General features: G+C 36.0%; 21 protein-coding genes. 10 read left to right on the top strand and 11 right to left on the bottom strand.

Annotated elements, in window-relative coordinates:
- Positions 1-24: 24 nt before the first annotated feature.
- The 3 genes from CG11_RS01310 to CG11_RS01300 form a co-directional block, all read right to left on the bottom strand.
- Positions 25-1,557, bottom strand: coding sequence for a beta-propeller fold lactonase family protein (locus CG11_RS01310; RefSeq protein WP_052592320.1), 1,533 nt, complete (start codon positions 1,555-1,557; stop codon positions 25-27).
- A 357-nt stretch (positions 1,558-1,914) separates the two neighbouring features.
- A complete protein-coding gene (locus CG11_RS01305) occupies positions 1,915-2,715 on the bottom strand; it encodes a PspA/IM30 family protein (RefSeq protein ID WP_052592317.1) in 801 nt (266 codons plus the stop codon).
- Between the two features lie 61 nt (positions 2,716-2,776).
- Positions 2,777-3,187, bottom strand: a complete 411-nt coding sequence (locus CG11_RS01300; protein ID WP_231512747.1) for a YbjN domain-containing protein — start codon at positions 3,185-3,187, stop codon at positions 2,777-2,779.
- A gap of 482 nt (positions 3,188-3,669) precedes the next feature.
- On the opposite strand from CG11_RS01300, the gene scpB reads away from it, so the two are divergent.
- Positions 3,670-4,233 carry an SMC-Scp complex subunit ScpB gene (gene scpB / locus CG11_RS01295; RefSeq protein WP_231512746.1) on the top strand — a complete coding sequence of 188 codons (564 nt, stop codon included), beginning with the start codon at positions 3,670-3,672 and terminating at the stop codon, positions 4,231-4,233.
- Between the two features lie 24 nt (positions 4,234-4,257).
- Positions 4,258-4,803, top strand: a complete 546-nt coding sequence (locus CG11_RS01290; RefSeq protein WP_052592314.1) for a hypothetical protein — start codon at positions 4,258-4,260, stop codon at positions 4,801-4,803.
- An 80-nt stretch (positions 4,804-4,883) separates the two neighbouring features.
- On the opposite strand, the gene clpB is transcribed toward CG11_RS01290, so the two are convergent.
- The 7 genes from clpB to CG11_RS01255 form a co-directional block, all read right to left on the bottom strand.
- Positions 4,884-7,508: an ATP-dependent chaperone ClpB gene (gene clpB, locus CG11_RS01285; RefSeq protein WP_052592312.1), complete on the bottom strand. Its 2,625-nt coding sequence runs from the start codon at positions 7,506-7,508 to the stop codon at positions 4,884-4,886.
- Between the two features lie 418 nt (positions 7,509-7,926).
- On the bottom strand, positions 7,927-9,192 hold the full coding sequence (gene clpX, locus CG11_RS01280; RefSeq protein ID WP_052592310.1) for an ATP-dependent Clp protease ATP-binding subunit ClpX: 1,266 nt from the start codon (positions 9,190-9,192) through the stop codon (positions 7,927-7,929).
- Between the two features lie 235 nt (positions 9,193-9,427).
- Complete coding sequence (locus CG11_RS01275; protein WP_052592309.1) at positions 9,428-10,135, bottom strand: ATP-dependent Clp protease proteolytic subunit; 708 nt, start codon at positions 10,133-10,135, stop codon at positions 9,428-9,430.
- A 106-nt stretch (positions 10,136-10,241) separates the two neighbouring features.
- Positions 10,242-10,421 (bottom strand): hypothetical protein, encoded by a 180-nt coding sequence (locus CG11_RS01270; protein ID WP_052592307.1) that lies wholly within the window; start codon positions 10,419-10,421, stop codon positions 10,242-10,244.
- 4 nt (positions 10,422-10,425) lie between these two features.
- Positions 10,426-10,956 (bottom strand): STM3941 family protein, encoded by a 531-nt coding sequence (locus tag CG11_RS01265; RefSeq protein ID WP_052592306.1) that lies wholly within the window; start codon positions 10,954-10,956, stop codon positions 10,426-10,428.
- 214 nt (positions 10,957-11,170) lie between these two features.
- A complete protein-coding gene (locus CG11_RS01260; protein WP_052592304.1) occupies positions 11,171-13,822 on the bottom strand; it encodes a hypothetical protein in 2,652 nt (883 codons plus the stop codon).
- Positions 13,823-13,937: 115 nt separating this feature from the next.
- Entirely contained in the window at positions 13,938-15,050 is a 1,113-nt protein-coding gene (locus CG11_RS01255; protein ID WP_052592302.1) for a GNAT family N-acetyltransferase, read from the bottom strand.
- A 560-nt stretch (positions 15,051-15,610) separates the two neighbouring features.
- Here CG11_RS01255 and CG11_RS01250 point away from each other — a divergent pair.
- From CG11_RS01250 to CG11_RS01225, 6 genes are all read left to right on the top strand, one after another.
- Positions 15,611-16,543, top strand: a complete 933-nt coding sequence (locus tag CG11_RS01250; protein ID WP_052592300.1) for an STM4015 family protein — start codon at positions 15,611-15,613, stop codon at positions 16,541-16,543.
- A gap of 17 nt (positions 16,544-16,560) precedes the next feature.
- Positions 16,561-17,703 carry an STM4014 family protein gene (locus tag CG11_RS01245; RefSeq protein WP_052592299.1) on the top strand — a complete coding sequence of 381 codons (1,143 nt, stop codon included), beginning with the start codon at positions 16,561-16,563 and terminating at the stop codon, positions 17,701-17,703.
- Complete coding sequence (locus tag CG11_RS01240) at positions 17,696-18,355, top strand: HAD family hydrolase (protein WP_052592297.1); 660 nt, start codon at positions 17,696-17,698, stop codon at positions 18,353-18,355. The genes CG11_RS01245 and CG11_RS01240 overlap by 8 nt, the downstream gene beginning before the upstream one ends.
- 123 nt (positions 18,356-18,478) lie before the next feature.
- A complete protein-coding gene (locus CG11_RS01235) occupies positions 18,479-19,279 on the top strand; it encodes an STM4013/SEN3800 family hydrolase (protein WP_052592295.1) in 801 nt (266 codons plus the stop codon).
- Positions 19,280-19,320: 41 nt separating this feature from the next.
- Positions 19,321-20,640 (top strand): STM4012 family radical SAM protein, encoded by a 1,320-nt coding sequence (locus CG11_RS01230; RefSeq protein ID WP_052592293.1) that lies wholly within the window; start codon positions 19,321-19,323, stop codon positions 20,638-20,640.
- Between the two features lie 193 nt (positions 20,641-20,833).
- The gene (locus tag CG11_RS01225; RefSeq protein WP_052592291.1) at positions 20,834-21,691 is read left to right on the top strand and encodes an STM4011 family radical SAM protein; all 858 of its coding nucleotides are present in this window, start codon (positions 20,834-20,836) and stop codon (positions 21,689-21,691) included.
- A 46-nt stretch (positions 21,692-21,737) separates the two neighbouring features.
- Here CG11_RS01225 and CG11_RS01220 read toward each other — a convergent pair whose 3' ends face one another.
- A complete protein-coding gene (locus CG11_RS01220) occupies positions 21,738-23,072 on the bottom strand; it encodes a leucine-rich repeat domain-containing protein (protein WP_052592289.1) in 1,335 nt (444 codons plus the stop codon).
- A gap of 331 nt (positions 23,073-23,403) precedes the next feature.
- On the opposite strand from CG11_RS01220, the gene groES reads away from it, so the two are divergent.
- Together groES and groL are read left to right on the top strand one after the other, a co-directional pair.
- Positions 23,404-23,670, top strand: a complete 267-nt coding sequence (groES, locus tag CG11_RS01215; protein ID WP_052592286.1) for a co-chaperone GroES — start codon at positions 23,404-23,406, stop codon at positions 23,668-23,670.
- A 200-nt stretch (positions 23,671-23,870) separates the two neighbouring features.
- Positions 23,871-25,511 (top strand): chaperonin GroEL, encoded by a 1,641-nt coding sequence (groL, locus tag CG11_RS01210; RefSeq protein ID WP_052592284.1) that lies wholly within the window; start codon positions 23,871-23,873, stop codon positions 25,509-25,511.
- Positions 25,512-25,688: the final 177 nt, after the last annotated feature.

Raw genomic sequence — 25,688 nt, 5'->3', positions numbered from 1 at the left:
TTCATTATCGTTTTTTATTTTGCTCTATCCTTCCAGAGATGCTTTAAATGCTTGCTTGAGCCTCTTGTTGGTAAATAAAGTATCTAACAAATAGAAATTCTCTATATCAGAGGTATAATAATAAGCAAACTTCACCCATTCCAATCGAATATACTCCACTTCAAACACACGTGCCAGTTTCAACACTTGCATTGTTTTTAAGCAACGATTTTGCACTGTTTTCATAGCAAAGTCATAACGAGCTTGCTCGGTTTCCAAGCCATTCAATTGATTTTCAATTCTTTTCATTTCCACCTCCGTAATCGATGTATAAGGACAATCATGATCACTTACATTATTCGTAGGGATGTCTTGTACAATTGGTTGGGGAGTCTCTTTATTATCTACATTAAGTTGTTGTTGTTGACGAGGACTAGGCTTAGCATTGGAGTTTTCTAATACAACAACATTCCCTCCAAAATAATTAGAGACATAAATATATTTGTTATCGGCACTAAAACTAGCCCTATAAGGCGTAGCAATTTGAGGATAATTTTTCTTATGAAATGTTTGAATAAAAGTTAGTGCACCTGTATGAGCGTCTCGCTTAAAAATATGAATACCAGAGTCATCTCCACCTGTTAATACATATAGATATCCCCCACTACCATCCAAACAAATATTTTTGATATTTTCCAATTGGTATTTTACAGCCAACTCATAATAAGCATTTTGCAAAACTAGTTTTCCATTTACCCATCTATAATGCATTATGGCACCACGTCCGCCATTAGAATAACTTTCCGTGCCATCCATATAAACATCTTTTCCATCAGGAGAAAAATTCATATATTCCAAATTTGCGGACACCGTATATTGTTTTTGTTTTCTCCCAAAATAATAGTAAGAACCAGGAATAGGATAATCTTCTCTTAAGTCTCCCACAACATACAATTCTCCAGTTTCGTCATTGAATTTCAGTATTGTTCGACCAAAGTAACTATTATCGCCATAATATGCGATAAAAGCATACTCTCCATCTGTACTAAAATAGATTGTCCCATGAGGACTACCTTTCGAATCATGTTGCCTCAGATAAGTTGCCGTACCATCTTGGAAACGAAGTGTCATTAGGGTTTTATTACCCGCTAAAAATAAATAGCGTCCACTTGGTGACAAAGCAATATCCATCGGCTTGTTGATAGATCCTTTTCCGTCAATGGTTTGTTCATATTTTTTATGTAATGATAATTTTCCATTGGAAGGATCTCGTTTGTATATTAATAATACTCCATCTGAAAAATTGGTTGTGATAACAAACCGATTATCCTTCGTCAAAAGTAATTCACTGGAGCTGCCCGATATTTTTAGCTCTTGAATATTTTCTAACAACTTGGTGGTAGGATTTATACGATATACTCCAACGCCTTTCCCATTTCTAAGATAAAAGTATTTTCCATCATCACTAATAACAGAAGCGCTAGGACTACTAATATACTTTGTTGCTTTGATTTTAAATTGAGCAGAACTACTATCTATTGTTCCTATCAGAAATAATATAAAAAAAAATAATCTCATAAATCTTGGTTTTAAAACAAGAAGCGGCGGATACATCTCCAACTGCTTCTATGAATAAATACAGGCTTTCTCATTTTTTGATTTGTTGAACCAAAAAGACCAAAAGCTATCGCACCAAGAAATACAAAAAATAATCCGAGTTGGTCTCCTATAAATTTACAGAAGTTTCATATTTACCCTACCAAGGGCATATTTTTTCAATGTCATTTCCTACCACACTAAAAACCAACTTATTAAAAAACAAATTAGGCAACTCACACAATTCATCATTTAGCTTGCCTATCTACAAAAAAAGGTTCTCAACAAAATGCTGAGAACCTTTTTGAGCGTAAAGTAACGCACTATACATTCAACGTATTAAGCTGGAGTATCAGAATCTGTAGTATCTGGTTTATCTACTTCAATCTTAATCGTTTCTTCTGCTTTTTCTTTAATTTCAATTTTTTCTTCTGCTGGCAACAACCCCATTTCACGTTTTAAATCGTCCAATGCAGCACTTGAAGTGTAAGATGTATCTCCCAAAGCAGCATCAATTTCCTCATCGATTGTTTTGCTTTCAGCAGCCATATCGCCATAAGCATCAGATAAAGCTTCTTGCTCCTCTACTTTTTCTTTCATTTTTTCTAGCATTGATAATGTTCCACTAGAATCGATGTTGGCCAATTGTTTGTTCAATTTACCAGTTGCTTTACTCACTTTATCACGAGCAATTAATGTTTTCAATTCATTTTCCCACTTAGCAACTTGACCTTTCAGCATACGGATTTTATTTTCCATTTTAGCTACCAAACCTTCAAATTTATCTTGATTGGTTTTAGCCACTTGATACAATTTTAGAGATTCCTCTCTACGAGCCATTGCCTCTGCTGCCAAGCGGTTTGCTTCTGCTTCATCTTTTCGACCATCTAAAGCCATTTGAAGCAAAGCTTTTGCTTTTTTCTTATAATCCTCAGCAGCTTCCTTGTGGTTATTTGCCTCTCGCTTAGAGCGGATAGCAGTTGCCTTTACTTCTGCCAAACTTTTTAAGCTTTCGTCCAAATCTTTTTTCAAATCACGAATACCTTGTTTGGTCATAGTAATTGGACGTTCTAATTTATCTACCGCAGAATTTGCTTCTGCTTTTCCTATTCTAAATAATCGTTTGATAAATTCCCACATAATTTATATTAAGAGTTTACTTGTTTACAAATGAATGATTGAGTTCTAAATAAAAAAGCAATTAAGCTACTGGCTCATGCGCAGCCCACCCTAAAAGCTCGTCTGTATTTTCGACCAATGCAATGGTCAACGCATTTAGAGAACCTTCTAACTCATTAGAGTCTAAATTGGCCAACTGCAAAGTATCTCTAAACAAAAGTTTGGTTGCATCTTCATTTAACACAAATGCTCCATGAACAACCTCTCTATTAATTTGAAGTAAGCGTTTGTAAGCTTCTGTTTGGTTAGAATCTAGGTTAATAATATGTTGCTCAATTACTAAAATTTCGCCCTCACAATCTAACATTGTGTTCATTAATCCTTTGCTTTCATCTGTCACCACCAACATGCCATCTTGAGCATTTTCATCTACGATTTCGTGTCCCAAATCTAACAGATAGCCTTTTACTTTTTCAAAGTAGTTCAACATCATAATTTTAATTGGATTTTTGTTTATTTTATTATAATAAATATTAATACTCCGTTGATTTGTTTACGGAGTAATTAAATATCGGACTATTGAATGACAACACTTCGCTAGTAGTTTTATCTACTTTAGAGACACCATTTATTTTATAAAACTGCTAACGTTTTCTTATCGCACGCAAAATGAATGGCTAGTAATTTTGTTGAGAAGTGTTGCAATAAAAGTCTACAAATGTATTTAGATGATTAATTAGGTCCAAACCAATTTTTGTTGTCTCAAAATACATACTCCCGAAATTTACAATTTTTTTATTATTAATAGATAGGATAAGACCTCTTTTTTTATTCCACTATAAAAACTTATTGTTGTGAACTTGTTAATAGGTAATAAAACTGCTAATTTCGCCTTCATAGAACAGTCAACTAACATTTATTTGCTTGGCTTTGTTCCATTGTTTTAATAAAAAGTAGAAAAAAGTATACCTTATTTTGGATAATATAACATTGCATATAGAAGCCTTGATTTTTGCTAGCGATAGCCCTATGTCCTTAAAAGAAATCAAACAGTGCTTGGAATCTGTTTTGGACGAAGAGCTAGACAAAACGGTCTTGCAAAATAAAATTACTGCTTTACAGCAAAAATACATGACCAACAATTTTTCTTTTAGTATCATAGAAATTGCCAATGGATATCAATTTCTAAGCAAACCAGCATTTAACGACACTCTCAGCGTACTCATTCAACAAAGAAGCAACAAAAAGTTGAGTAAATCTGCCTTAGAAACGCTTTCTGTTATCGCTTATCGCCAGCCTATTACTAGAGGAGAAATGGAAAAGATAAGAGGTGTAAACTGTGATTATGCTATCCGAAAATTGCTAGAAAAAGAACTCATTACCATAACAGGTCGTTCTACTGATGTAGGGCGCCCCTTGCTCTATGCTACCAGCGAAAAGTTTATGCAGCACTTTGGTCTTAAGTCCATCAAAGAGCTTCCAAAACTCAAAGAATTTAAACATGAAGACAATGAAATTGGAGATGTTGTTGAGGAATAAATAATCAAAAACAATTATAAAATCATGGCAAAAGAAACTTCTCCTACACGACATTATAGCATTGTTAATGCTATTGTTGTTGGTCTTGTTTGTGGCATACTCGCTTTATTAATTGGCTACCTGATTTACGAAGGCAAGATTAAACATGATTTTGATGTTTTGTTTCCATATGCAGCTGTAGGTGTTATGATTAGCTTACTCAATTTCAAACCATTATCTAAATTGGCACTTATCTTACTGCCTCCTGTTTATGCGTTAAGTGGCTTCGGAATTGTTTTGGGACCTATTTTGATGGCTTATTTAGGTTGGGAAAAAGATAGTGTCAGCGATGCCTTGGCTTTAATCATTGAAAATGTTCCATTTTTTATCGTTGCCTCCATTTTATACAACTGGTATAGCTCCTTAGCTGGCAAGAAAAAATTCCTAGTTTATGCTGCCTTTGCTACAACAACCGTTGTTGTTAGTATGCTTATTTTTGGAGATAAGTATCCTGTATGGATTGTGCAGGGCTGCTACTTAGGTTGGGGGGCTTTCTTATTCAGCTTATTGCACTTGAAACACCCCATTTAAGCGAATTGGTTACAAGCAAGAAGTGCCTCCAGTCCCTTTTAGACACTGAACGCACTTCTTATTTATAATAGAATTTTATTTTACTCTATAGTGTATTCTATTTCCTCAACTTTAGGCTTACGAAAAACAACCGTACCATCAAATACATCTAAGATCGCTTTGCTATTGGGCGTTATATCTCCTAACAACAAGGCGTCAGAAAGCTTGTTTAATACCCTACGTTGAATGACTCTTTTTAGAGGACGAGCTCCAAATTCGGGATGGAAACCTTCTTTTGCCAACCAATCCATTACATGTTCTGTAAAGTCCAATTGAATTCCTTGTTCTACCATCAATTCTCGCAAATGATTCAATTGTAATTTAGTGATGGTCAGAATATCTTTTCTAGACAATGGTCGGAACATGACCACTTCATCAATTCGGTTAAGAAACTCTGGGCGAACAGATTGCTTTAACACTTCAAAAACCATATTTTGAGTTTTTTCAATGTTTTCCTCCTTATTCTCTTCCGTCATTTTTTCAAAATTCTCTTGAATAATATCCGATCCAATGTTGGAAGTCATAATGATAATCGAATTTTTAAAATTGACAACCCGTCCTTTATTATCTGTCAATCGACCATCTTCCAACACCTGCAACAAGATGTTAAACACGTCGGGATGAGCTTTTTCAATTTCATCCAACAAAACAACAGAATAAGGCTTGCGGCGTACGGCTTCTGTCAATTGCCCCCCTTCATCATAACCTACATATCCTGGAGGCGCACCAACTAGACGACTAACAGAGTGTCTTTCTTGATATTCACTCATATCAATACGCGTCATTAGGTTTTCATCATCAAATAGATACTCTGCCAATGCTTTGGCCAACTCCGTTTTTCCGACCCCTGTTGTACCAAGGAAAAGAAACGAACCAATTGGGCGATTCTTATTAGACAATCCTGTGCGGCTTCTGCGAATAGCATAAGCCACAGCCTCTACCGCTTCATCTTGCCCAACGACACGTTGGTGCAGTTCTTTCTCCAAATGAATTAATTTCTCTTTTTCACTTTGCAACATTCTCGTCACAGGGATTCCTGTCCATTTTGCTACAATGGCAGCAATGTCTTCTGCATCTACTTCTTCCTTGACAAGGAGATTGCCTTTTTCTTGCATTTTTTGCATTTGCTCATTCATAGCTCCCAATTGTTGTTCCAATTCAGGAATACGCCCGTATCGAATTTCCGCAGCCTTACCATAATCACTTTCTCGCTCTGCACGACTACCAGCTAGTTTGAGCTCCTCAATTTCCTCCTTCAACTTTTGGACACCCAATACCACTTCTTTTTCAGCTTCCCACTGCGCCTTTATTTGATTACGTTGATCTTCCAAGTTTGCCAATTGCTCATTGATGAGTTTGACTTTTTCCTTATCTTTTTCTCTCTTCATCGCCTCTCGTTCAATTTCCAATTGGCGAATTTTTCGTTCGGCTTCATCCAATTCTTCTGGCATAGAGTTCATTTCTAAACGCAATCTTGCTGCCGCCTCATCAATCAAATCAATCGCCTTATCAGGCAAATGACGATCGGTAATATATCGGTTAGATAACTGAACCGCCGATACAATTGCCCCATCCGTAATATTGATTTTGTGGTACGTTTCGTAACGCTCTTTCAACCCACGAAGAATTGATATAGCATTTTCCTCGCTAGGCTCATCCACCACCACCATTTGGAAACGACGCTCTAGTGCTTTATCTTTCTCAAAATACTTTTGATATTCATCCAAAGTAGTTGCTCCGATAGCTCTCAACTCCCCTCGTGCCAATGCAGGTTTCAAAATATTGGCGGCATCCATAGCCCCCTGAGTTTTACCAGCACCAATTAATGTGTGAATTTCATCAATGAATAAAAAGATATCTCCTTCGGCACTAATTACCTCGTTAACAACGGCTTTAAGCCTTTCTTCAAACTCTCCTTGGTACTTCGCACCAGCAATCAAAGCTCCCATATCCAGTGCATATATTTCTTTGCTGCGCAAATCTTCAGGAACATCACCTTCTACAATTCTATGCGCCAATCCTTCTATAATAGCCGTCTTACCAACTCCAGGTGCCCCAACTAAAATGGGATTATTTTTGGTTCGGCGAGCTAAAATATGCAAAACTCTACGAATTTCTTCATCTCGACCAATGACTGGATCTAGCTTGCCACCCCGAGCTCGTTCATTCAAATTAATCGCATATTTGCCCAAGGCATTATAACTATTTTCAGCACTAGAAGTTGTTACCTTGCTTCCTTTTCTCAAATCTTTGATAGCAGCAATCATACCTTTTTCGGTGACACCATTATCTTTGAGCAATTGAGATACTTGATCTTTAGTTTTTAAAATACTCAGTAAAATATGCTCTATAGAGACATATTCATCTCCAAATTCTTTGAGAAATGAATGCGCTTTTTGAAGCACCTCACTTGCCCCACGAGATAAATACTGGTTCCCACCACTAACTTTTGGATACGATTGTATAACGCTTCCTATTGCTTGCTTAATTAAGTTTAGATTACTCCCTAATTTATTAAAAACATAAGGCGTAACGTTTTCGTCAGTCTCCAAGATTGCTTTCATCAAGTGAGCAGGCTCAATTGCCTGATGTTCATACTCTGTAGCAAGTTGTTGTGCTCGTTGTATAGCTTCCTGAGACTTTATAGTGAATTTTTCTAGATTCATTGTTTTCTAATTTTCATTTTAAAGTTATTGCTTCAAGTATTTTATTAATGTGTTGGCTCTATGTTATTAACATTAAAAATCTTGAGAAGGTTGATCGAAAATTTTTTTCATGAGTATTGATACATTAACCTTCGCCTTAGACTATTCAAGTCGTGTGCCACTCAAAAACAACAGACATTTTGTCACAAAAGCACAAACAAATAATGACATTTTGTCTAAAAAATTACATTTACTGTCTCATGCTACTATATTTCCTAATAAATCCCACTTTCTAGCTAGTCTATAAAACATAGGAGTTAGCTACGCTGCTAACGATTGTAAAACAGCAATAGCCCACTAAATACTTTAGTGAGCTATTGCCATACAAATCGTCCATTGACGATGTCTATTATTATAAAATGATTGCTTTAATCAATTCTTATAGTGCCTGTTCTAAGATAGATAACTTGGTTTTCCCTAATTTAGACGCAGCATAATCCTCTGTTATCTCAAAGGTCTCCACTCCTTCTTGAGAAGGCATTTCAAACATTGCATCCGTCATAATTGCCTCGCATATAGAACGCAACCCTCTTGCTCCTAAACTATATTCTACTGTTTTGTTGACAATCAAGTCCAACGCTTCATCCGAGAACACCAAATCAATGCCTTCCATATCAAACAGTCGCTTATATTGCTTCATCAACGCATTTTTAGGTTCTGTCAAAATTCGACGCAATGCCGATTTATCCAAAGGATCTAAATGTGTCAACACAGGCATACGACCCAACAATTCTGGGATCAAACCAAAAGATTTCAAATCTTGATGAGACACATATTGCAATAGATTCTCTGTATCGACTTCCTCTTCTGCATTACCTCTAAATCCAATTACTTGCGTGTTAATACGCTTTGCAATTTGTTTTTCGATACCAGCAAAAGCTCCTCCACAAATAAACAGAATATTTTTGGTATTTACTTTTACTAATTTTTGTTCGGGGTGTTTGCGTCCCCCTTGTGGCGGTACTAAAATATCGGTTCCTTCCAACATTTTAAGCAAAGCTTGCTGTACTCCTTCTCCAGAAACATCTCTGGTAATCGAAGGATTGTCATTTTTACGAGCAACTTTATCAATTTCGTCAATATACACAATACCTCGTTCTGCTGCGGCAACATCATAGTCACAAGCTTGCAAAAGGCGAGTCAGCATACTCTCTACATCTTCACCAACGTAACCAGCCTCTGTAAATACAGTAGCATCTACAATCGTAAAAGGAACGTTTAATAAACGGGCTATGGTGCGAGCCAACAACGTCTTTCCCGTTCCTGTTCGTCCAACCATTACTACATTTGATTTTTCAATCTCTACATCGTCCTCTTCTTTTTCTTCTATTTGCTGCATAATTCGTTTATAATGATTATAAACAGCAACAGCTAAAATCTTTTTGCTATCGTCCTGACCAATAACATACTCGTCTAAACGCTCTTTAATTTGCATTGGCTTCAGCATCGTAATGTCTTTGCCATCAATAGGATTCACTTGTGCCAAATCTCCATCTTGTTCAAACGGCATAATTTCATCCTCAATGATTGCCTTTGCTTGTTCTACACAAGATTCACAAATATAGGCATCTACACCCGAAATTAAAATTAGTGCTTGGTCTTTGGGCTTGTGACAAAAAGAACATTTTGCTCCTGGCTTCGTCATTCTTAATTGGTTTTATTCTACTTGTAATGATGGACTTACAATTGCACCTTTTTAACAATCTGTCTAATCCATTCTAATTTTCAATTGAGCTGCAAATATACATTTATTCTAAAAAAGAACCAAGTTGAACGAGCAAAACCCATTCAACTTGGTCGTATACTGATCATCTTAAGTTATTTTGGTTCTTTTTTTTACATTTTATATGAAAAATGTAAAAAAAGAGAGCAACAAAGTTTTATTTTTTGCGAGCCAAAACCTCATCGACTAGCCCATAGGCTTTTGCTTCTTCAGAAGTCATCCAGTTGTCACGCTCACAATCTTCTTGAATTTTATCATAAGGTTGTCCAGTGTGATGTGCCAAAATATCGTACAACTCTTTTTGAAGTTTTTTGATCAACTTGTAAGAGATTTCCATATCTGTCACTTGCCCTTGCATTCCACCCAATGGCTGGTGAATCATAACGCGGCTATGTGGCAAACAGCTACGTTTTCCTTCTGCTCCTGCACAAAGCAATACCGCTCCCATAGAAGCAGCCAAACCAGTACAAATAGTTCCAACATCAGGCGTAACGTATTGCATTGTATCATAAATACCTTGACCAGCAATAACAGAACCACCAGGACTATTAACAAAAATTTGAATATCACGCTTAGGATCTGTAGACTCTAAGAACAACAATTGAGCTTGTACAATATTAGCTACGTAATCATTAATTCCTTGTCCCAAGAAAATAATTCTATCCATCATCAAGCGAGAAAATACATCCATAGAGGCTACATTCAACTGACGCTCTTCAATGATATAAGGTGTTAAACCAGTTATGTTAGGCATTCCCATATTCATTGCTTGCTGTGCTGTTTTCTCAGCATATGTATCTACGTGCATTCCCGTCATTCCCATATGCTTAACAGCATACTTTCTAAATTCACTTTTATTAAACATGTTCGTTTTATTTTGGTTTTATTAATTGTATAAGAGTAGGCACAAGGCTGCTCTAATATATACGGTTTTATTTTGGTTTCCTAATTTTTAAAGCTTGTATTTTACATCAATTTTCACCAAGCAAGTGCCTTAAAAAATCATTAGAAAAACCATTTTCATTTTGATAATTTTCCAAAAGAGTTACCAACTCTAAATGCCCTAGTTTTGTCAATCGGTGATTCAAGCAATATGCACCAACTAAGCTCCACAGTCTTCTTTTATCAAACGCAATTTTTAATACTTTCATGCTTCTAATCAATCAAATGCTTGGACATATCTATAAAATCAGGCTTGTCAAAATCAATATCTCTCAACAAGGTAGCCAATTCATTGTATGAGATTGCCAAGTTTTTGGTTTGAAGTACCATAGGTGTTCCTTGTAGTATTGTTTTGAGGCGCTGAAAAGCTCTCTTTATCAATCTTTTTTCTTTTTGAACAACTGCATGAGGATTTTTTAAAAAGATAGCAATTGTCTTCACCAACAACAACCGTTTGGTTTTAATAGAATCTATCTCATCCCAAGTAACACGCCCTAGACTATACCAATGAATATTATCTACGATTCCACTTTTGTCAATAATTAGAGCAGGTCTTTTTCCCGTTAGTTCTTGCCATCCCCTTCGAGCATTGATTAACAATACAATTCCAATTGGTAATGATATGATTGAGATGCTTGCATCCAACCAAAAGGGCCAACTACTGATAATTATTAAGTAAAACAGGTTAATAAAAACTACCAGACCTGAACGCCATTTGCCAAAGTTAACAGTAATTGTTTCCATTTTGTTTATAGTAGTTTAACAACAGTCAATTTTATGCCAGTCTATCTAAAATGCCAATATAGCGCAAAACAGGTAATTCTGGCAGTTACTGATAACATTAGCCCTTTCAAACCACGCAGTAGCAGCGAACCGAGCGATGTGAGCTCACGACCGTAGGGAGCTACCACGAAGTAGCACCACAGATAGCTAACTACTATTATATAGTATAGCGATTTTACTCTCGAAGCAATTTGCGCAAGTAATTTTTAAACGTGATCTGCTCATATTTCTTCATCTCAAATGCCTTGGTCTTATATTCAGGGATTATTTGTTTTAATTCTTTTAAATCCTGCTCTAGTTCTCGATAAGCTTTTTGAACTTTGGGGTGTTTGCTCTTCTTATTATAAGTATGCAATTTAGCTTCCAAATCCTTTATATCTCTAGTAACTTTATCCGCTCTATATTCACAATCTTTGATAATAGACTCATACAAAGCCTTATAATCTTTTAACACCTCTTCCTCTTCTTGTTCATAAGCTGTCTCCAATTCGGTCACATATTCAGTAACCGTTTCATATTGCTCTTGTAGATTGGCAAAGGGCTGTCCCAACACGATCTTTTGAGTTTCAATTTTCACTTTTTCTAACTCACCCCGTTTAAAACGATCTAAGTTTTTTAACTCTATTCGTTTTTTTTCTTCCAAAGCTTTTACCTTTTGTCGGTACTCTTTTTTCAAAAGCGCTTTTTCTTGGTCTAAGATGCTCAACTGATGCTTCGTTTCATCATGCCAATGCTTCAAATTATTTAAAATCAATTTAGAATCTCTAAAATATTTAATATTAAATTTCTGACCATTTTTGAGTGTTATTTCACCTGTCCTAGAATTGATGTTATAAATTTGCAAAATAGAAGATAGCTTAAGTTCTTCAAATTCTTCTTTCAATTCATCCTTAACCCCTTCTGCAACATTTCGTTTGCCTTTCCACAATCGAGACCAATGATTTTCAATAAAAGTATCTTCCCGAATGTCTTGATACAATAATTTTATTTTTGCCTCTTGTTCATTGTACAAAGCCGTTAATTTAGCGCCAATCAAATCACTAATTTTCAACTTCTTATCCTTTACCAAATTATCCACAGCTATTTTTCCTTCTTTCATAAAAGGATGATTCTCTTGAATAGGTTGATCCTTCACCAATTCATCGACTGCCTTTTTGTGCGCATTATGAATAGCGATTCTAATTTTAGCCAAATTATTATAATGTCCATCGTCTACTCGAGCAATGGCACGATGTTCTTTGGCTTTAGAGACATATTTTTCATTTAAATAATGATACTGCTCTAATGCTTTTTGTTCTAATTCCTTTACTTGGGTATCTTTTTCTTTTAAATAAGTTTTTAAACCCTCTATTTTTGTTTTGACCTCTTCTACCAAACGCTCTATCTTAGGAATAACCCAACGCACACTTTTCTTAAATTTTTTCCGACTTTGACGCAATCGCAGATTTTGTCGATAGTATTTACGTTGTACTTGCGCTAAATTCTCCTTGATGCGTTGTGCCTGACGAAAAGCACCATCCGTTTTGAAATTTTTCTTAGTTCGATGCAACAAATAAAAACAAAATAGAAACCCTCCAAAAGGAGTTGTAATAATTGAAATCATTACAATCGCAATCATAAATGCTATCTTTTCTCCTTTTTTAAGGCTCTGCACTTGAAAATCTTTCAATTCATGTTGCTGAGGAGTTCGCACTTTAGGATTGGGCAATCTATTATTTTTATGCAACTCCACTAGTTTCGCTGCTGGTGTTGCATATCCAGGCACATCGATTCTCGAAGAAGGCAAAGGAAATCTTGGTTTGGAAGCATAAAAACCTCCTCCTAAAATATGCCCATAGCGCTTGTAAGCCGTTTCATCGTCCAAAGACAACAAAATAGCAGCGCACCACTCCTCTGCACTAGGACGCATTTCTGGATTCTCATGCCCATCAACAAAACAACGGAAAAACAAGTCTTGCAAGCTTTGATCTAATTTGTAAAAAGCCTTATGTGGAGGTGGAATGATTTTAAACGAAGACTTTTTAGCAGGATGATGGACAAATAAGCCATGCTTAATTTTGTCGTGCAAGGTTGTTAATTGCTCATAAGGTGCGCCAGAACTTGCTGCAAAAGGATGAATCCCAAAAAGCAATTTATATAAAATTACTCCCAACCCAAATCGATCCCATGCTTCTCTTTCTGTGGCATCATAATCCAATAATTTATAATGCTCAGGGGGTGTATATTCTGGCGTGGCGACAGGAGCATCAAACAGACTTTTGCCTGACTCTACTACCTCTACCGAATCGGTATCCACAATAGAAACCAAACCATTCGTTTGAATAACGATGTTATCAGGTTTCATATCTACCAAAACATAGCGTTCTATAGAATGCACTTGATGAATAGCAGCACAGATATTAAAGGATAATTTCAAGCGCATTTCCAAAGCTTTGGGCGATTGTTTAAAGTCAAAACGCTTCCACTCTTGCCGCAATTTTCGAGGTATCTTAGGAGTACAAAGTATTTCTAATTTTTCTCCCTCGGTGTAGGGCATTATAAAACCTACAAACTTTTTTTTATCGTACAAAGCATCTTTAACCCAAATAACCGAATTGTGCGCTCCTGCATTCTCTTTGGATTGTATTGGGGGATAGGTTGCTAAGTAATTAATTTTTTCCTCTCGTATGGACGTTAGTTTGTGTGGATGGTACAGCTTGGCAACATACTTTCTGAATTCTTTGGGCGCTGTTATATTGTATAAATTCCCCTCTCCTCCTCCTGCAAAAGGTTTTGTCGAAAGAGTAATCCAAACACCGCTTTTTTCTAATTTATATCGTTTTGCCACAAAAAAAAGAAATTAATTAATAATGATCGTTTGTTGCATGAGTTAGCGGTCGCTAGGTAATCGTTCAGAATACACATTGTAAAAACAACATTACTCGATAAGGAACCAGCAACTTCTATGTAAAAGCAGCATCCGCATCACCATCTTGAATTACAAAATCTGGAGTTGCCGCCAATTGCTCTCCCAGAACTTTGCCTATAATATAATGTCGCTTGAAAGTTCTTTTCTTAAAAAAGGGAGATTGCTTTTCTTGAATCGCCTTAACCAAAGCAGGATGAAAAACGGTTAACATATCCAACTTGGCTGCCAACATATGCTCATAAACAACGCTTAAAACTTGTTCCTCTGCGCCATTTAGCAAGTAAGCATAAGGTATCTTCATATTTCCACCCCGAATACTTACAATCAAAAAACCAAGCATATTAAAAGCTCGATCATATACCTTTATGTTTAAAAATGTAAAGGAACTATCTGTCGCAGAAAAGTGATACCGTTTGGCGTTGTGATCCTTTAAGTTAGACGATAACAACCAAGGGTTCTTAACCAACCATGTCAAATCGGTTCGACTTCGATTCATTAATTCATTGGCTTTATTTTTTTGAATAAACGCCCAAGCTTCATCATCTATTTCTGATAGATATTCAAACGAAATTCCTTGAGATGTTAAAGTAGTATTTTGATACCACTTTAAACGCAAAGCATTAAACAGATTAAACACACCATCCATACAACTCAAAAAAGGCTTCCATTTGTTCCATTTGTGCTCTTTTTTTGGAAGAAGGTAGGCTAAATTTAGACGAAGATAGCCCCGTACTCCTTGAGGCTTTGCCAAATCTAAGAACTGTTCTGTTCGATTGTACAACCCATGTGCTGCTGGCGTAAACTCTGTCACCAATATCTTGTAATCCCAAGCTTCAAAAACAGTTTGAATTAATTTTTTAGCAATGCCCTTTCCCCTCATGATTGGGTTCACCCACATACAACTCAACCAGCCTACATGTTCTATACCTGTAGAAAAATGCAAATCATCTGCAAAAACGCCCAAGTAAGCGACCATTTCACCTTTCTCATAAATCAAAACCAACACCAAATCATTGGGCTTAACACGAGGATTTCGGATATGCGATAGCGCTCTGTGTTTGCTAATCGCAATATATTTTGCTGCTTTATATTCTGGTGAATCTATATAGCTTTGCAATTGATGTTGTCGAATTTCTCGTATTTCCATAGTTTTTTACCTCCAAATGGTTTGTTCAAATATAAACTATAACTTACAAAAATCAAGTATTTAAATGTTTATTTTAGTTTTTGAAAACCAAAGATGCCCCTTTGAGATATGATTTTCGTGGCAAGTACTTTTTTTTTAGTTTACAACTAAAACTTAGTCTTATTTGCAAGCAATTATTCAAAGAGATTTTTTAACTTTATTTAGCTTATTGATCGATTAATTTTTCTTTAAGTTATTCCCTATTCCATTGAGCTATTGACACTCTGAACATCAATATACTAAGCCTTATTTTTTATTAACCTGCTTTAACAATACTGTTGATAATCAACAGTACACCCCCAAAACACAACTAATCACAAAACAATGATTATCAAATAAATGAAAGACATTTTTTTACTAAAAAATTAAAAATAAGTGGGCGATTATAAGTAATAAGAATACAACTAAATTCATTTTGTAAATAATTTGTTAAAAGACTTGACTTAATATAACTTTTTTGATACATTTGACAAAAATTAAACGCATACTAAAAATATATTCATCACCTAATTAAACACATCATGACATTTTCAAGAAATGCATTTTACTTTAACAAGAAAAAAGTAGTGGATTTTGATATAGAAAAAGGTATCGAAAATCCAGATTTAGCGTATCGTTTTCGTACAGAATATGATGGTCCAGAAGATGAGGTCAAAAATATGCTAACCGCTTTTTTGAATGACCCTAAACTGGGAGAAATAGACAGCTTTGTCATTGGATATTGGGGACCTGAGCACGATGACTCTCCCAAATCTATTCTTCAATTATTGGTTGACAATAAAGATAAATTGCAGCACATCAAAGGCATCTTTACAGGAGACATTACCTATGAAGAAAATGAAGTTTCTTGGATTGAAAACTGTAATCATGGTCCTCTTTTAGCTGCCTTACCTAACTTAGAGTTTTATCAAGTTCGTGGTGGCAACGGCTTGAGTTTTGGAGACATCAATCATCCCAACTTAAAGAAATTAGTCATTCAAACAGGGGGATTAGACAAATCTGTTTATGCTGAGTTATCAAAAGCTAATTTGCCGGCTTTAGAACATTTAGAATTATGGCTAGGTTCTGATTATTATGGCTTTAATGCTACTCCCGAAGAAGTTGCAATTGCTTACCGAGGAGCTGAAGGCAAAACCAACCACCTACCTTCTCTAAAATATCTAGGTCTTAGAAATAGTGAAATTGCGAACGAATTGGCTCAACTCATGAAAGGAGATCCTATTTTAGATCGTATTGAGACATTGGATTTTTCTAGAGGAATAATTGATGATAGAGGTGCAGAAGCATTGGTGGATAATCCTGCTATCAAAAACCTAAAAAAACTAGATTTGCATCACAACTTTATTTCGGATGAATGGGCAGAAAAATTAGAAGATTTGGGAATTAAGGTAGATCTAAAAGAAAGGGAACCTGACGCAGACGAGGACGACCGTTATATTTCTGTATCAGAGTAATTGGATCCATTATACACATGCAATTTACGCTAATCGGGAATCCTGAAAATAGACGTTGTCAATACTTCATAGAGGCAGTAAAATCCCAAGGTTTTACTGCCCCTTTTGTTGTCTCTTATTTAGATGTTTTACAACAAAAGGTAGATTTACATCCTATACTCGCTCAAACCAACTATTTGAGAATTGAATCCCCTGGTGAAAATTGGGCGGTTCACTGTGCTTTTTTAAAGCTAGGTGCCCATCATCCTGATTTAAGAAATGCCGATTCTATTGATTTGGAATCTGTTGATCAATTGCCTTTTGAAAAAGGACGCATACAGTTTTTGAAACAACACCATCTTGGTTTTGTCACTTTTCTAAATCAATTGCAACAAAAAATTGATCTATATCCTACGGTTCAATTAATTAACAGCATTGAAGGCATTCAACTGATGTTTGATAAAACAAGTTGTCACCAACATTTTGTAGAACATAACATTACTGTTGCGCCAGCTTTATACCATATTAAAAATTATGATGATTTGCTTACTCAAATGCGACAACAACAATGGAGAAGCGTGTTTATCAAACCGATTCATGGTTCTTCTGCATCAGGAGTCATTGCCTTTAGAATTAAAGGAAGTAAAGTACAAGCAATTACTTCTGTAGAGCTGGTTCAAAATGCCACTTCTGCCAAATTATTTAATTCACTAAAAATTCGCACCTACAACAACTCTAAAGAAATTGCCTATTTGGTCAATACTTTAGCCAAAGAAGGGATACTCGTTGAACAATGGATTCCCAAAGCATCTGTAGAAGGAGGCACCTTTGATTTAAGAATGGTTGTTATCGGTGGGAAAACCAAACAAGTAGTAGTGCGACAAAGTCAATCTCCTATGACCAATTTACATTTGGGCAATCAGAGAGGCAGCATTCAAGAAGTCAAGCGCATTATTGGCTTCGATAAATGGCAACAAATGAGCCATTTAGCAGAGAAAGCGGTTGCTACTTTACCCAACACAACTTATGCAGGAATGGATGTCATGATTTCTAATACCTTAAAAAAAAGTTATATCTTAGAAGCCAATGCATTTGGAGATTTATTACCCAATGTATTGATCAACAATATGGATACCTACACAAGTACTATAAACTATATAAAAGAAAAAGAGTATGCTTGATGGGATAAGCACAATATACTTTGATCTAGACAATACTTTAATTGATCGAAATGCTGCTTTTTTGGCTTGTATGCAACAGTTTTTTGATGAAAACATGCCCAACTACTATTTCAATAATGAAGCTTTTGAAATAGAAAATGTCGATCAATCTGGATATACACCTCGAGAAGAATTCGTTGAATGGTTCATTCATTATTACCAGCCTCAAGGTTGGGACGAAACAAGTTTTTGGAACTATGTACACGCTAATATCAGTAGTTATGTGCCACCAATAACTCCAGCTTTAAGAGAATTGCTATACAAGTTAAAGCAACAGTATAGAATCGGAATCTTAACCAATGGCTCCATCAGTAATCAAAGCCGAAAAATTCGCAATGCTCAATTAGATTCTATTTTTTCTACAGAAACCATTCACATTGCTCAACAATATCATTTATCTAAACCAGATACACAGTTATTTGAATTAATATTAGAACAATGGAAACTGGAACCGCAACATCTATTATATGTAGGTGATGATCCTATTAATGATATAAAGGGTGCCGCAAAAGTAGGCATCAAAACGGCTTGGGTCAGTCACAAAAGAGAATGGATATACAAGATAAAACCAGATATAACGATAGAGCATATTCTTGAGTTTAATACTCTGTAAACCCAATTAATTATCCGCTAGTTACTACTAAAAAACAGTACACTAACAATCAATTGTACAATACACATAAAGTAATGTGCATTGGCATAAATTTCCAAAGTTTAATCTTAAAATTTTTCCTGCATGCTGCATAATATGAACGAAATTATCACCGACAGTGATCTCGTTTTTATAACTTTAGATACTCTACGCTATGATGTTGCTCAAACGCTTTGGGTACAAGGCAAATTACCTAATTTTTCTAAGTGGCTTTCTCCCAAAGGCTGGGAACAACGGCATACGCCAGGCAGTTTTACTTATGCTGCTCACCATGCCTTTTTTGCTGGTTTTTTACCAACTCCTATTGAAGCTCCTAAGCAACCGCGTCTTTTTGCAACAAGATTTGAAGGTAGCGAAACGGCTGTTGCAGGGACTTGCACCTTTGATGCCCCTAATATTGTTAAAGGACTACAACAAAAAGGATTTAAGACGATTTGCATAGGTGGCGTTGGCTTTTTCAACAAACAAACTCCATTAAGTAATGTTTTTCCAGACTTATTTGAAGAGAGCTATTGGGAAGAATCATTCGGAGTAACCAACAAGGATTCTACGCAAGTTCAATTTGAAAAAGCAGCTGACTTGCTTAACCAGACGGCTAGCCCTGTTTTCTTATTTATTAATATTTCTGCCATTCATCAGCCCAATTGCTTTTATTTGGATGATAACTTGCAAGACACCATTGAAAGTCATGCGGCTGCTTTGGAATATGTAGATAGCCAATTACCAATATTAATGAACGCACTCCATAAACGCCGCCAACAAAGTTTTGTCATTTGTTCTGCGGATCATGGCACTACTTATGGAGAAGACGGCTACACAGGGCATCGAATTGGGCACTCTAACGTTTGGACTGTTCCTTACTTAGAGGTTTTGTTAAAAAAATAATACTTCATTAGACATTATCACCTATATATTCATACCACACAATGGCAAAATTACAATCTATCATAAATGATAATTTTTTTCAAGGTTATGCTTATTCCTACCCTCACAAATCTAGTTATAGACCTTTTGAGAATCCACTTTCTTTAAAGGAGGTTTGGAGTGAAGAAAACAAAGAGCGACTTTTTTTGTATGTGCACGTTCCATTTTGTGAAATGCGTTGTGGTTTTTGCAACTTGTTCACTATTGCCAATCCCAAAGAGACCCACGAAAGTCCTTTTATACAAAGCTTAGAACGCCAAGCTACAGAAGTAAAGGCAGCCTTGGGAGATGCCAATTTTAATCGATTGGCTATTGGTGGGGGCACACCTACCTTTTTGAGTACAACAGACTTAGAGCGTTTGTTTTTTATCCTTGAAGACATCATGGGAGCAGATCTACTTTCTATTCCTAGTTCTGTGGAAATGTCTCCCAAAACTGCCAGTGTCGAAAAATTAGCTTTATTAAAAGAAAAAGGGACTACTAGAGCTAGTATTGGTGTTCAAAGTTTTTTGCTAGAAGAAACAAAAGCATTGGGTCGCCCACAACAAACGGCTGAAGTACAACAAGCACTACAAACCATCAAAGATTCGGGAATACCTGAAATGAATATTGATTTAATTTACGGGATGGCAGGACAAACACTTTCTTCGTGGCAATATTCTCTGGAACAAAGCATTGCTTTTCAGCCTGAGGAAATTTTCTTATACCCTTTATATGTGCGCCCTTTGACAGGTTTAGGACTCAAAGAAAAAGCTTGGAACGATCACCGTTTAAACTTGTATCGTTTTGGTCGGGATTTTTTATTGTCAAAAGGATACGAACAAGTGACCATGCGTATTTTTAGAAATACGAAAGCCCCTACGATGCCCGCTCCTCCTTACAATAGTCCTGAAGATGGCATGGTAGGTTTGGGAGTTGGTGCCCGTTCTTACACCAAAAAGTTACATTATAGCTCGGAATATGCTGTTGGACGAAAAGGGATCAAAAATATTATCCATAATTACAACGAAAAAACAACAGAAGATTTTCAAAAGGTACTTTATGGCACTCGTCTCTCTTTAGAAGAACAACAGCGACGATATGTGATCAAATCCATTTTAGAAGGGCAACACTTAGATTTTGCAGCATACTATCAATTTTTTGGAACCAATGCCTTGGATGATTTGCCAGAGTTACAGGAATTGTATGCGCTTAATTTGGCTCCAAAAGAAAACCATAAACTGCAACTCAACCAAACTGGCTTAGAACTCTCTGATGTCATTGGTCCTTGGCTGTATTCTGATCAAGTTTGTACGATGATGCAAGGATTTGAATTGGCTTAATCTTAAGCAAAAGCCCTACATTTGGTTCTATAATTAAAACGAACGCTGCTTTTTTATCTAAGTAAGTGGGCATAAAAAGTTATAGCAAAAAAATAGCCTTATTTTTATAGATTTTTTTTCTGAACGATTACTTAATATATATTAGACTACTTACTAAACTCTTGCCTTAATTATTATTATTATTATTATTATTATGAATCATTGGTCGATTTTATACCGTGGTCTCCTATCGAGCTGCAACTATGGGTGCACCTACTGCCCATTTGCAAAAACTAAAAACACTAGAGCAGAACTAGCAGATGATGCGCAACGTTTACAAAATTTTGTCCAGTGGGTCAAAGGGCGTTCGGAACAAATAAGCATCTTATTTACTCCTTGGGGAGAAGGTTTGATTCGAAAATATTACCAAGAGGCAATGACCGAACTAAGTCATTTACCACACGTAAAAAAAGTAAGTATTCAAACCAATTTATCTTGTACGACCAATTGGATGGATGCTGTTCATAGAGACTCTTTTGCCTTATGGACGACTTTCCACCCAACTCAAATTAGCCTAGAAAAATTTGTTAACAAATGCAAACAACTAGATGCTTTAAACATTCAATATAGTGTTGGTTTTGTTGCTTTTAAAGAGGATATTGATATTTTGGAACGCTTGAGAGCGAGTATTAACCCTAATCGTTATGTTTGGGCCAATGCCTACAAACGAATTCCTAACTATTATACAGAAGAAGATATTCTTAGAATCGAAAGAACAGACCCACTGTTTCGCTACAATACTATGCATCACCAAAGTTTAGGAAAATCTTGCCAAGCAGGGTACACTTCTTTTACAGTAGATGGAAATGGAGATGTTCGCAGTTGCCATTTTATTGATACTGTCTTAGGAAATATTTATACACATGAAATAAGAGATTGCCTAACTCCTAAATCTTGTATCAATGCAACTTGTGGCTGCCATATTGGTTATGTGCATTTGGATGAGTTGAATCTATATCATACATATGCTGATGGAATTCTTGAACGAATTCCATCAACATATCGAGAGTAAACTATTCTTCAATAGTTAGGTGGGCTGCTACAAAGTTATTCTATTATTAGAACACAACCGAAACCTGTCGTAGTAAGGTTACGACTTCTTTTCGACCACGCACAACTTCAATTCCATACTGGCGACCAATAGGCGTATCTCCTAGTCCAATTTCTTTGAAGTTTGGCAATTCGATCAACCGAGCAGGTAATTTTTCAATCGGATTATTAAACAAGCGTATTTCTCGTAGAGCGATCAAGTCCCCTAACGATTCTGGCAACAACTGAATATTATTTTCATCTAAATCAATATAATTTAAACTTGATAATTGTCCAATATCATCGGGTAATGTGGTAAGGTGATTGTTGTGCAAATACAAGCGTTTTAGGTTGGATAAAGCCGTAATTACCGAAGGTAAATGCTTGAGTTGATTGTTGGACAGATGCAATTTTCTCAATTTTTTAAAGGCACTCACCCAATTCGGCAAATCTGCCAGTTGATTGTTGGACAACCACAAAATTTCGAGTTTGGTCAACTGTTGCAAACTTGAAGGCAAACTTTCCAACTGATTATTCCTAGCATCCAATTCAACCAAATTGCTAAAAGCACCAATTTCTTCAGGTAAATGTGTAAGATTATTATCCGAAATATCTAGTTTTACCAATCGCTGAATTTGACCTATTGAAACTGGGATAGCGGTCAATTGATTGTACTCCAAACTCAATTCCTCTAAGCCTATTAATTGCCCTATAGAATCGGGCAATACCTGAAAACTATTCTTCCGCAATTCTAGTGTTTTTAGAGCCGTCAAGTTCCCGATATTTTGAGGTAATGTTTCTAGAACATTTTCTTGCAAATCTAGATGCTCCAAACGAGTCAAATTACAAATAGAATCGGGCAGTACCTTCAATACATTTCTACTGAGGATTAATGTTTTTAATTGGGTTAAATAACCCATCCAGTCAGGTAAACGACTAAAGCAACGATCTCGCAAATTTAAGGTTTGAACAGGAAGTGTTGCCATAATTTCCTTGTCATTTGCGGTTGGTTGCCAACCAGAAGGTCTGTATAAGTAATAACTCTGAAAAGCATCTACCACAGAAACCAGCGTTGTCAACTTGTTGCTGTTATGAGTCAATGTACTTACCAAATGCAGCAAAGAAGCATAGCGTTTTTTTAAAGTAGCTTTTGCCGCAGGAGTATCTTCCGCAGCCCTCAGAACGCCTTGGATTGTTCTCAAATGCCACGATTGTTCTATAATCATATAAGCATCTTGAACAAAAGCTCGCTGCAAAGCAACATCGCCTTTCATAATTTGAATAGCAATATCTACGTTGTTTTCATCTCCAGATTGAATTAATGCAAATAAGCTTGCTTTCTCTTGTTTAAATTCGTCAGTCAAAATGATTTTTTTTAGTTTTTAATTAGGTCAATACTCTAGGTATTTTTTTTGAATAGAAGCCAATTCATTATAATTGAGAATGATGAACTAGTTTTGCTCTTTTCAAAGCAGTTTATAGAGTATAGGATAAGATATTCTTATACTCTTTTTATGACAATTTGTTCCATTCTGATGACAAAAACCAGACCTCTCCTGTCAAAATAACACAAGCCGAGTCTAACAAACTGCACAAATATGACAGAACGACACAAATATAGACTTGGCACAAGACATGATTATAGTGTGCTATAACTTTTAATCTTATTAATCTAAATAAAACAAAACATTTATTATGAGACCAATTAATGATAGAGTCTTGGTAAAACCTGCAGCAGCAGAAGAAACAACTAAAGGTGGTATCATTATACCAGATACTGCTAAAGAAAAGCCACAACGTGGAACTGTGATAGCTGTTGGACCTGGTAAAGAAGACCGAGCAATGACTGTAAAGGTAAACGATGTTGTACTTTATGGCAAATATGCAGGTCAAGAGGTTTCTCACCAAGGAGAAGATTTCTTGATTATGAAAGAAGATGACATCCTTTTGATTCTAGATTAATGCCTCTCGAATCACTTTATAATTTAACATTCAATTATTTCATTACTTCGTAATAACGTCATCAAATTGCTTATCAGCTAAATTATTAACACCCAAAACTTAAAACTGATAATCCATTTGATATTTATTTTACAATTTTGATTTAAGTTCAAAATTATCAACGAAGTATTATTCTTTAAATAAAAAAACTTCATATAAAAATGGCTAAAAATATTAGCTTCAGCACAGACGCTCGCAACAAATTACAAGAAGGAGTAAATGCTCTTGCAGATGCCGTAAAAGTAACTTTGGGACCTAAAGGTCGTAACGTTGTTCTTCAAAAAAGCTTTGGCGCACCACACATCACTAAAGATGGTGTTTCTGTTGCTAGAGAAATCGAATTGGAGGATCCTATTGCCAACATGGGCGCTCAAATGGTAAAAGAGGTAGCTGCTAAAACTGCTGATTTGGCAGGAGACGGTACGACTACAGCTACTGTTTTGGCTCAAGCTATTGTTAATGCTGGATTAAAAAGTGTTGCTGCGGGTGCCAACCCAATGGATTTGAAACGTGGTATTGACAAAGCTGTCAATAAAGTAATCGAGCACTTAAAAGAAAGTTCTGAGATTATTGGTAGTGATATTGAAAAAATCAAACAAGTAGCTACTATTTCTGCTAATGGTGATGCTGAAATTGGATCATTGATCGCAGAAGCAATGGAAGCTGTAACGATCAACGGTGTTATCACAGTAGAAGAGGCAAAAGGTCGTGAAACTTATGTAGAAAAAGTAATTGGTATGCAATTCGATAGAGGCTATTTGTCTCCTTACTTTGTTACCAATCCTGAGTCTATGGATGTAGAATTTGAAAGTCCATATATCTTGATTCACGATAAAAAAATATCTAACATTCAATCTATTGTTCCTGTTCTTGAAAAAGCACATCAAGCAGGTCGCCCATTGTTGATTATCGCAGAAGATGTAGATAGCCAAGCATTGAGCACATTGGTTGTTAACCGTTTGCGTTTGGGCTTAAAAGTAGCTGCTGTTAAAGCTCCTGGTTTTGGTGATCGTCGCAAAGCAATGCTTCAAGATATTGCTATCCTAACAGGTGGTACTCTAATTGCAGAAGAAACAGGACATAGCCTAGAAGCTGTCGAGTTGGAGCACTTAGGAAGCTGTGAGCGTGTCACAATCGACAAAGACAATACGATTATTGTAAATGGTATTGGTGCAAAAGAAAAAGTAGATTCTCGCATTGCAGAGATTACCAACCAAATTAAAACAACTTCTTCTGATTACGATAAAGAAAAGCTTCAAGAGCGTTTGGCTAAATTGTCAGGTGGTGTTGCTGTTCTTTATGTTGGTGCTTCTACTGAAGTAGAGATGAAAGAAAAGAAGGACCGTGTAGACGATGCATTACATGCTACTCGTGCGGCTGTTGAAGAAGGTATTGTTGCAGGTGGTGGTGTTGCGATGGTTCGTGCCATCAAAACATTGGAAAGCTTTAGTGGTGCTAATGATGATGAAAATACTGGTATCAACATTGTACGTATGTCTCTAGAATTACCACTAAGAACAATCGTTAACAATGCAGGATTAGAAGGTTCTGTTGTTGTCATGAAAGTTCGTGAAGGAGAAGGTTCTTTTGGTTTCAATGCTCGTACAGAAAAATTTGAAGACTTGAAAGAAGCTGGTGTTATTGATCCTACTAAAGTATCTCGTGTAGCGATCGAAAATGCAGGTTCTATTGCTAGCTTGATTTTAACGACAGAGTGTGTTGTTAATGATATCCCTTCTGAAAATGCTGCTCCTGCTGGAATGCCAGGTGGGATGCCAGGTGGAATGCCAGGAATGATGTAAAATTGATTTCTTCGGAAATTCATTCAAAATATGCCCTTTCAGCTCTGCTGAAGGGGCTTTTTTTTGTATTGTGTTGTTCTTTCTAATTAGTCATTATTGTTTTTGCTTGTATATCTCAAAAATTAATTGTAATTTGATTTGATTTTTTCTATCAATGCATATCCCCGTTATGTCCAA

This window comes from Aureispira sp. CCB-QB1 (assembly GCF_000724545.1).
GTDB lineage: Bacteria > Bacteroidota > Bacteroidia > Chitinophagales > Saprospiraceae > Aureispira.
This window is presented reverse-complemented; position numbering and strand designations above follow the sequence as displayed.

Coding starts and splice junctions, on each gene's coding strand:
- CG11_RS01310 (WP_052592320.1), bottom strand. CDS start 1,557: ATGAGATTATTTTTTTTTATATTATTTCTGATAGGAACAATAGATAGT.
- CG11_RS01305 (WP_052592317.1), bottom strand. CDS start 2,715: ATGTGGGAATTTATCAAACGATTATTTAGAATAGGAAAAGCAGAAGCA.
- CG11_RS01300 (WP_231512747.1), bottom strand. CDS start 3,187: ATGATGTTGAACTACTTTGAAAAAGTAAAAGGCTATCTGTTAGATTTG.
- CG11_RS01290 (WP_052592314.1), top strand. CDS start 4,258: ATGGCAAAAGAAACTTCTCCTACACGACATTATAGCATTGTTAATGCT.
- clpB (WP_052592312.1), bottom strand. CDS start 7,508: ATGAATCTAGAAAAATTCACTATAAAGTCTCAGGAAGCTATACAACGA.
- clpX (WP_052592310.1), bottom strand. CDS start 9,192: ATGACGAAGCCAGGAGCAAAATGTTCTTTTTGTCACAAGCCCAAAGAC.
- CG11_RS01275 (WP_052592309.1), bottom strand. CDS start 10,135: ATGTTTAATAAAAGTGAATTTAGAAAGTATGCTGTTAAGCATATGGGA.
- CG11_RS01270 (WP_052592307.1), bottom strand. CDS start 10,421: ATGAAAGTATTAAAAATTGCGTTTGATAAAAGAAGACTGTGGAGCTTA.
- CG11_RS01265 (WP_052592306.1), bottom strand. CDS start 10,956: ATGGAAACAATTACTGTTAACTTTGGCAAATGGCGTTCAGGTCTGGTA.
- CG11_RS01255 (WP_052592302.1), bottom strand. CDS start 15,050: ATGGAAATACGAGAAATTCGACAACATCAATTGCAAAGCTATATAGAT.
- CG11_RS01250 (WP_052592300.1), top strand. CDS start 15,611: ATGACATTTTCAAGAAATGCATTTTACTTTAACAAGAAAAAAGTAGTG.
- CG11_RS01245 (WP_052592299.1), top strand. CDS start 16,561: ATGCAATTTACGCTAATCGGGAATCCTGAAAATAGACGTTGTCAATAC.
- CG11_RS01240 (WP_052592297.1), top strand. CDS start 17,696: ATGCTTGATGGGATAAGCACAATATACTTTGATCTAGACAATACTTTA.
- CG11_RS01235 (WP_052592295.1), top strand. CDS start 18,479: ATGCTGCATAATATGAACGAAATTATCACCGACAGTGATCTCGTTTTT.
- CG11_RS01230 (WP_052592293.1), top strand. CDS start 19,321: ATGGCAAAATTACAATCTATCATAAATGATAATTTTTTTCAAGGTTAT.
- CG11_RS01225 (WP_052592291.1), top strand. CDS start 20,834: ATGAATCATTGGTCGATTTTATACCGTGGTCTCCTATCGAGCTGCAAC.
- groES (WP_052592286.1), top strand. CDS start 23,404: ATGAGACCAATTAATGATAGAGTCTTGGTAAAACCTGCAGCAGCAGAA.
- groL (WP_052592284.1), top strand. CDS start 23,871: ATGGCTAAAAATATTAGCTTCAGCACAGACGCTCGCAACAAATTACAA.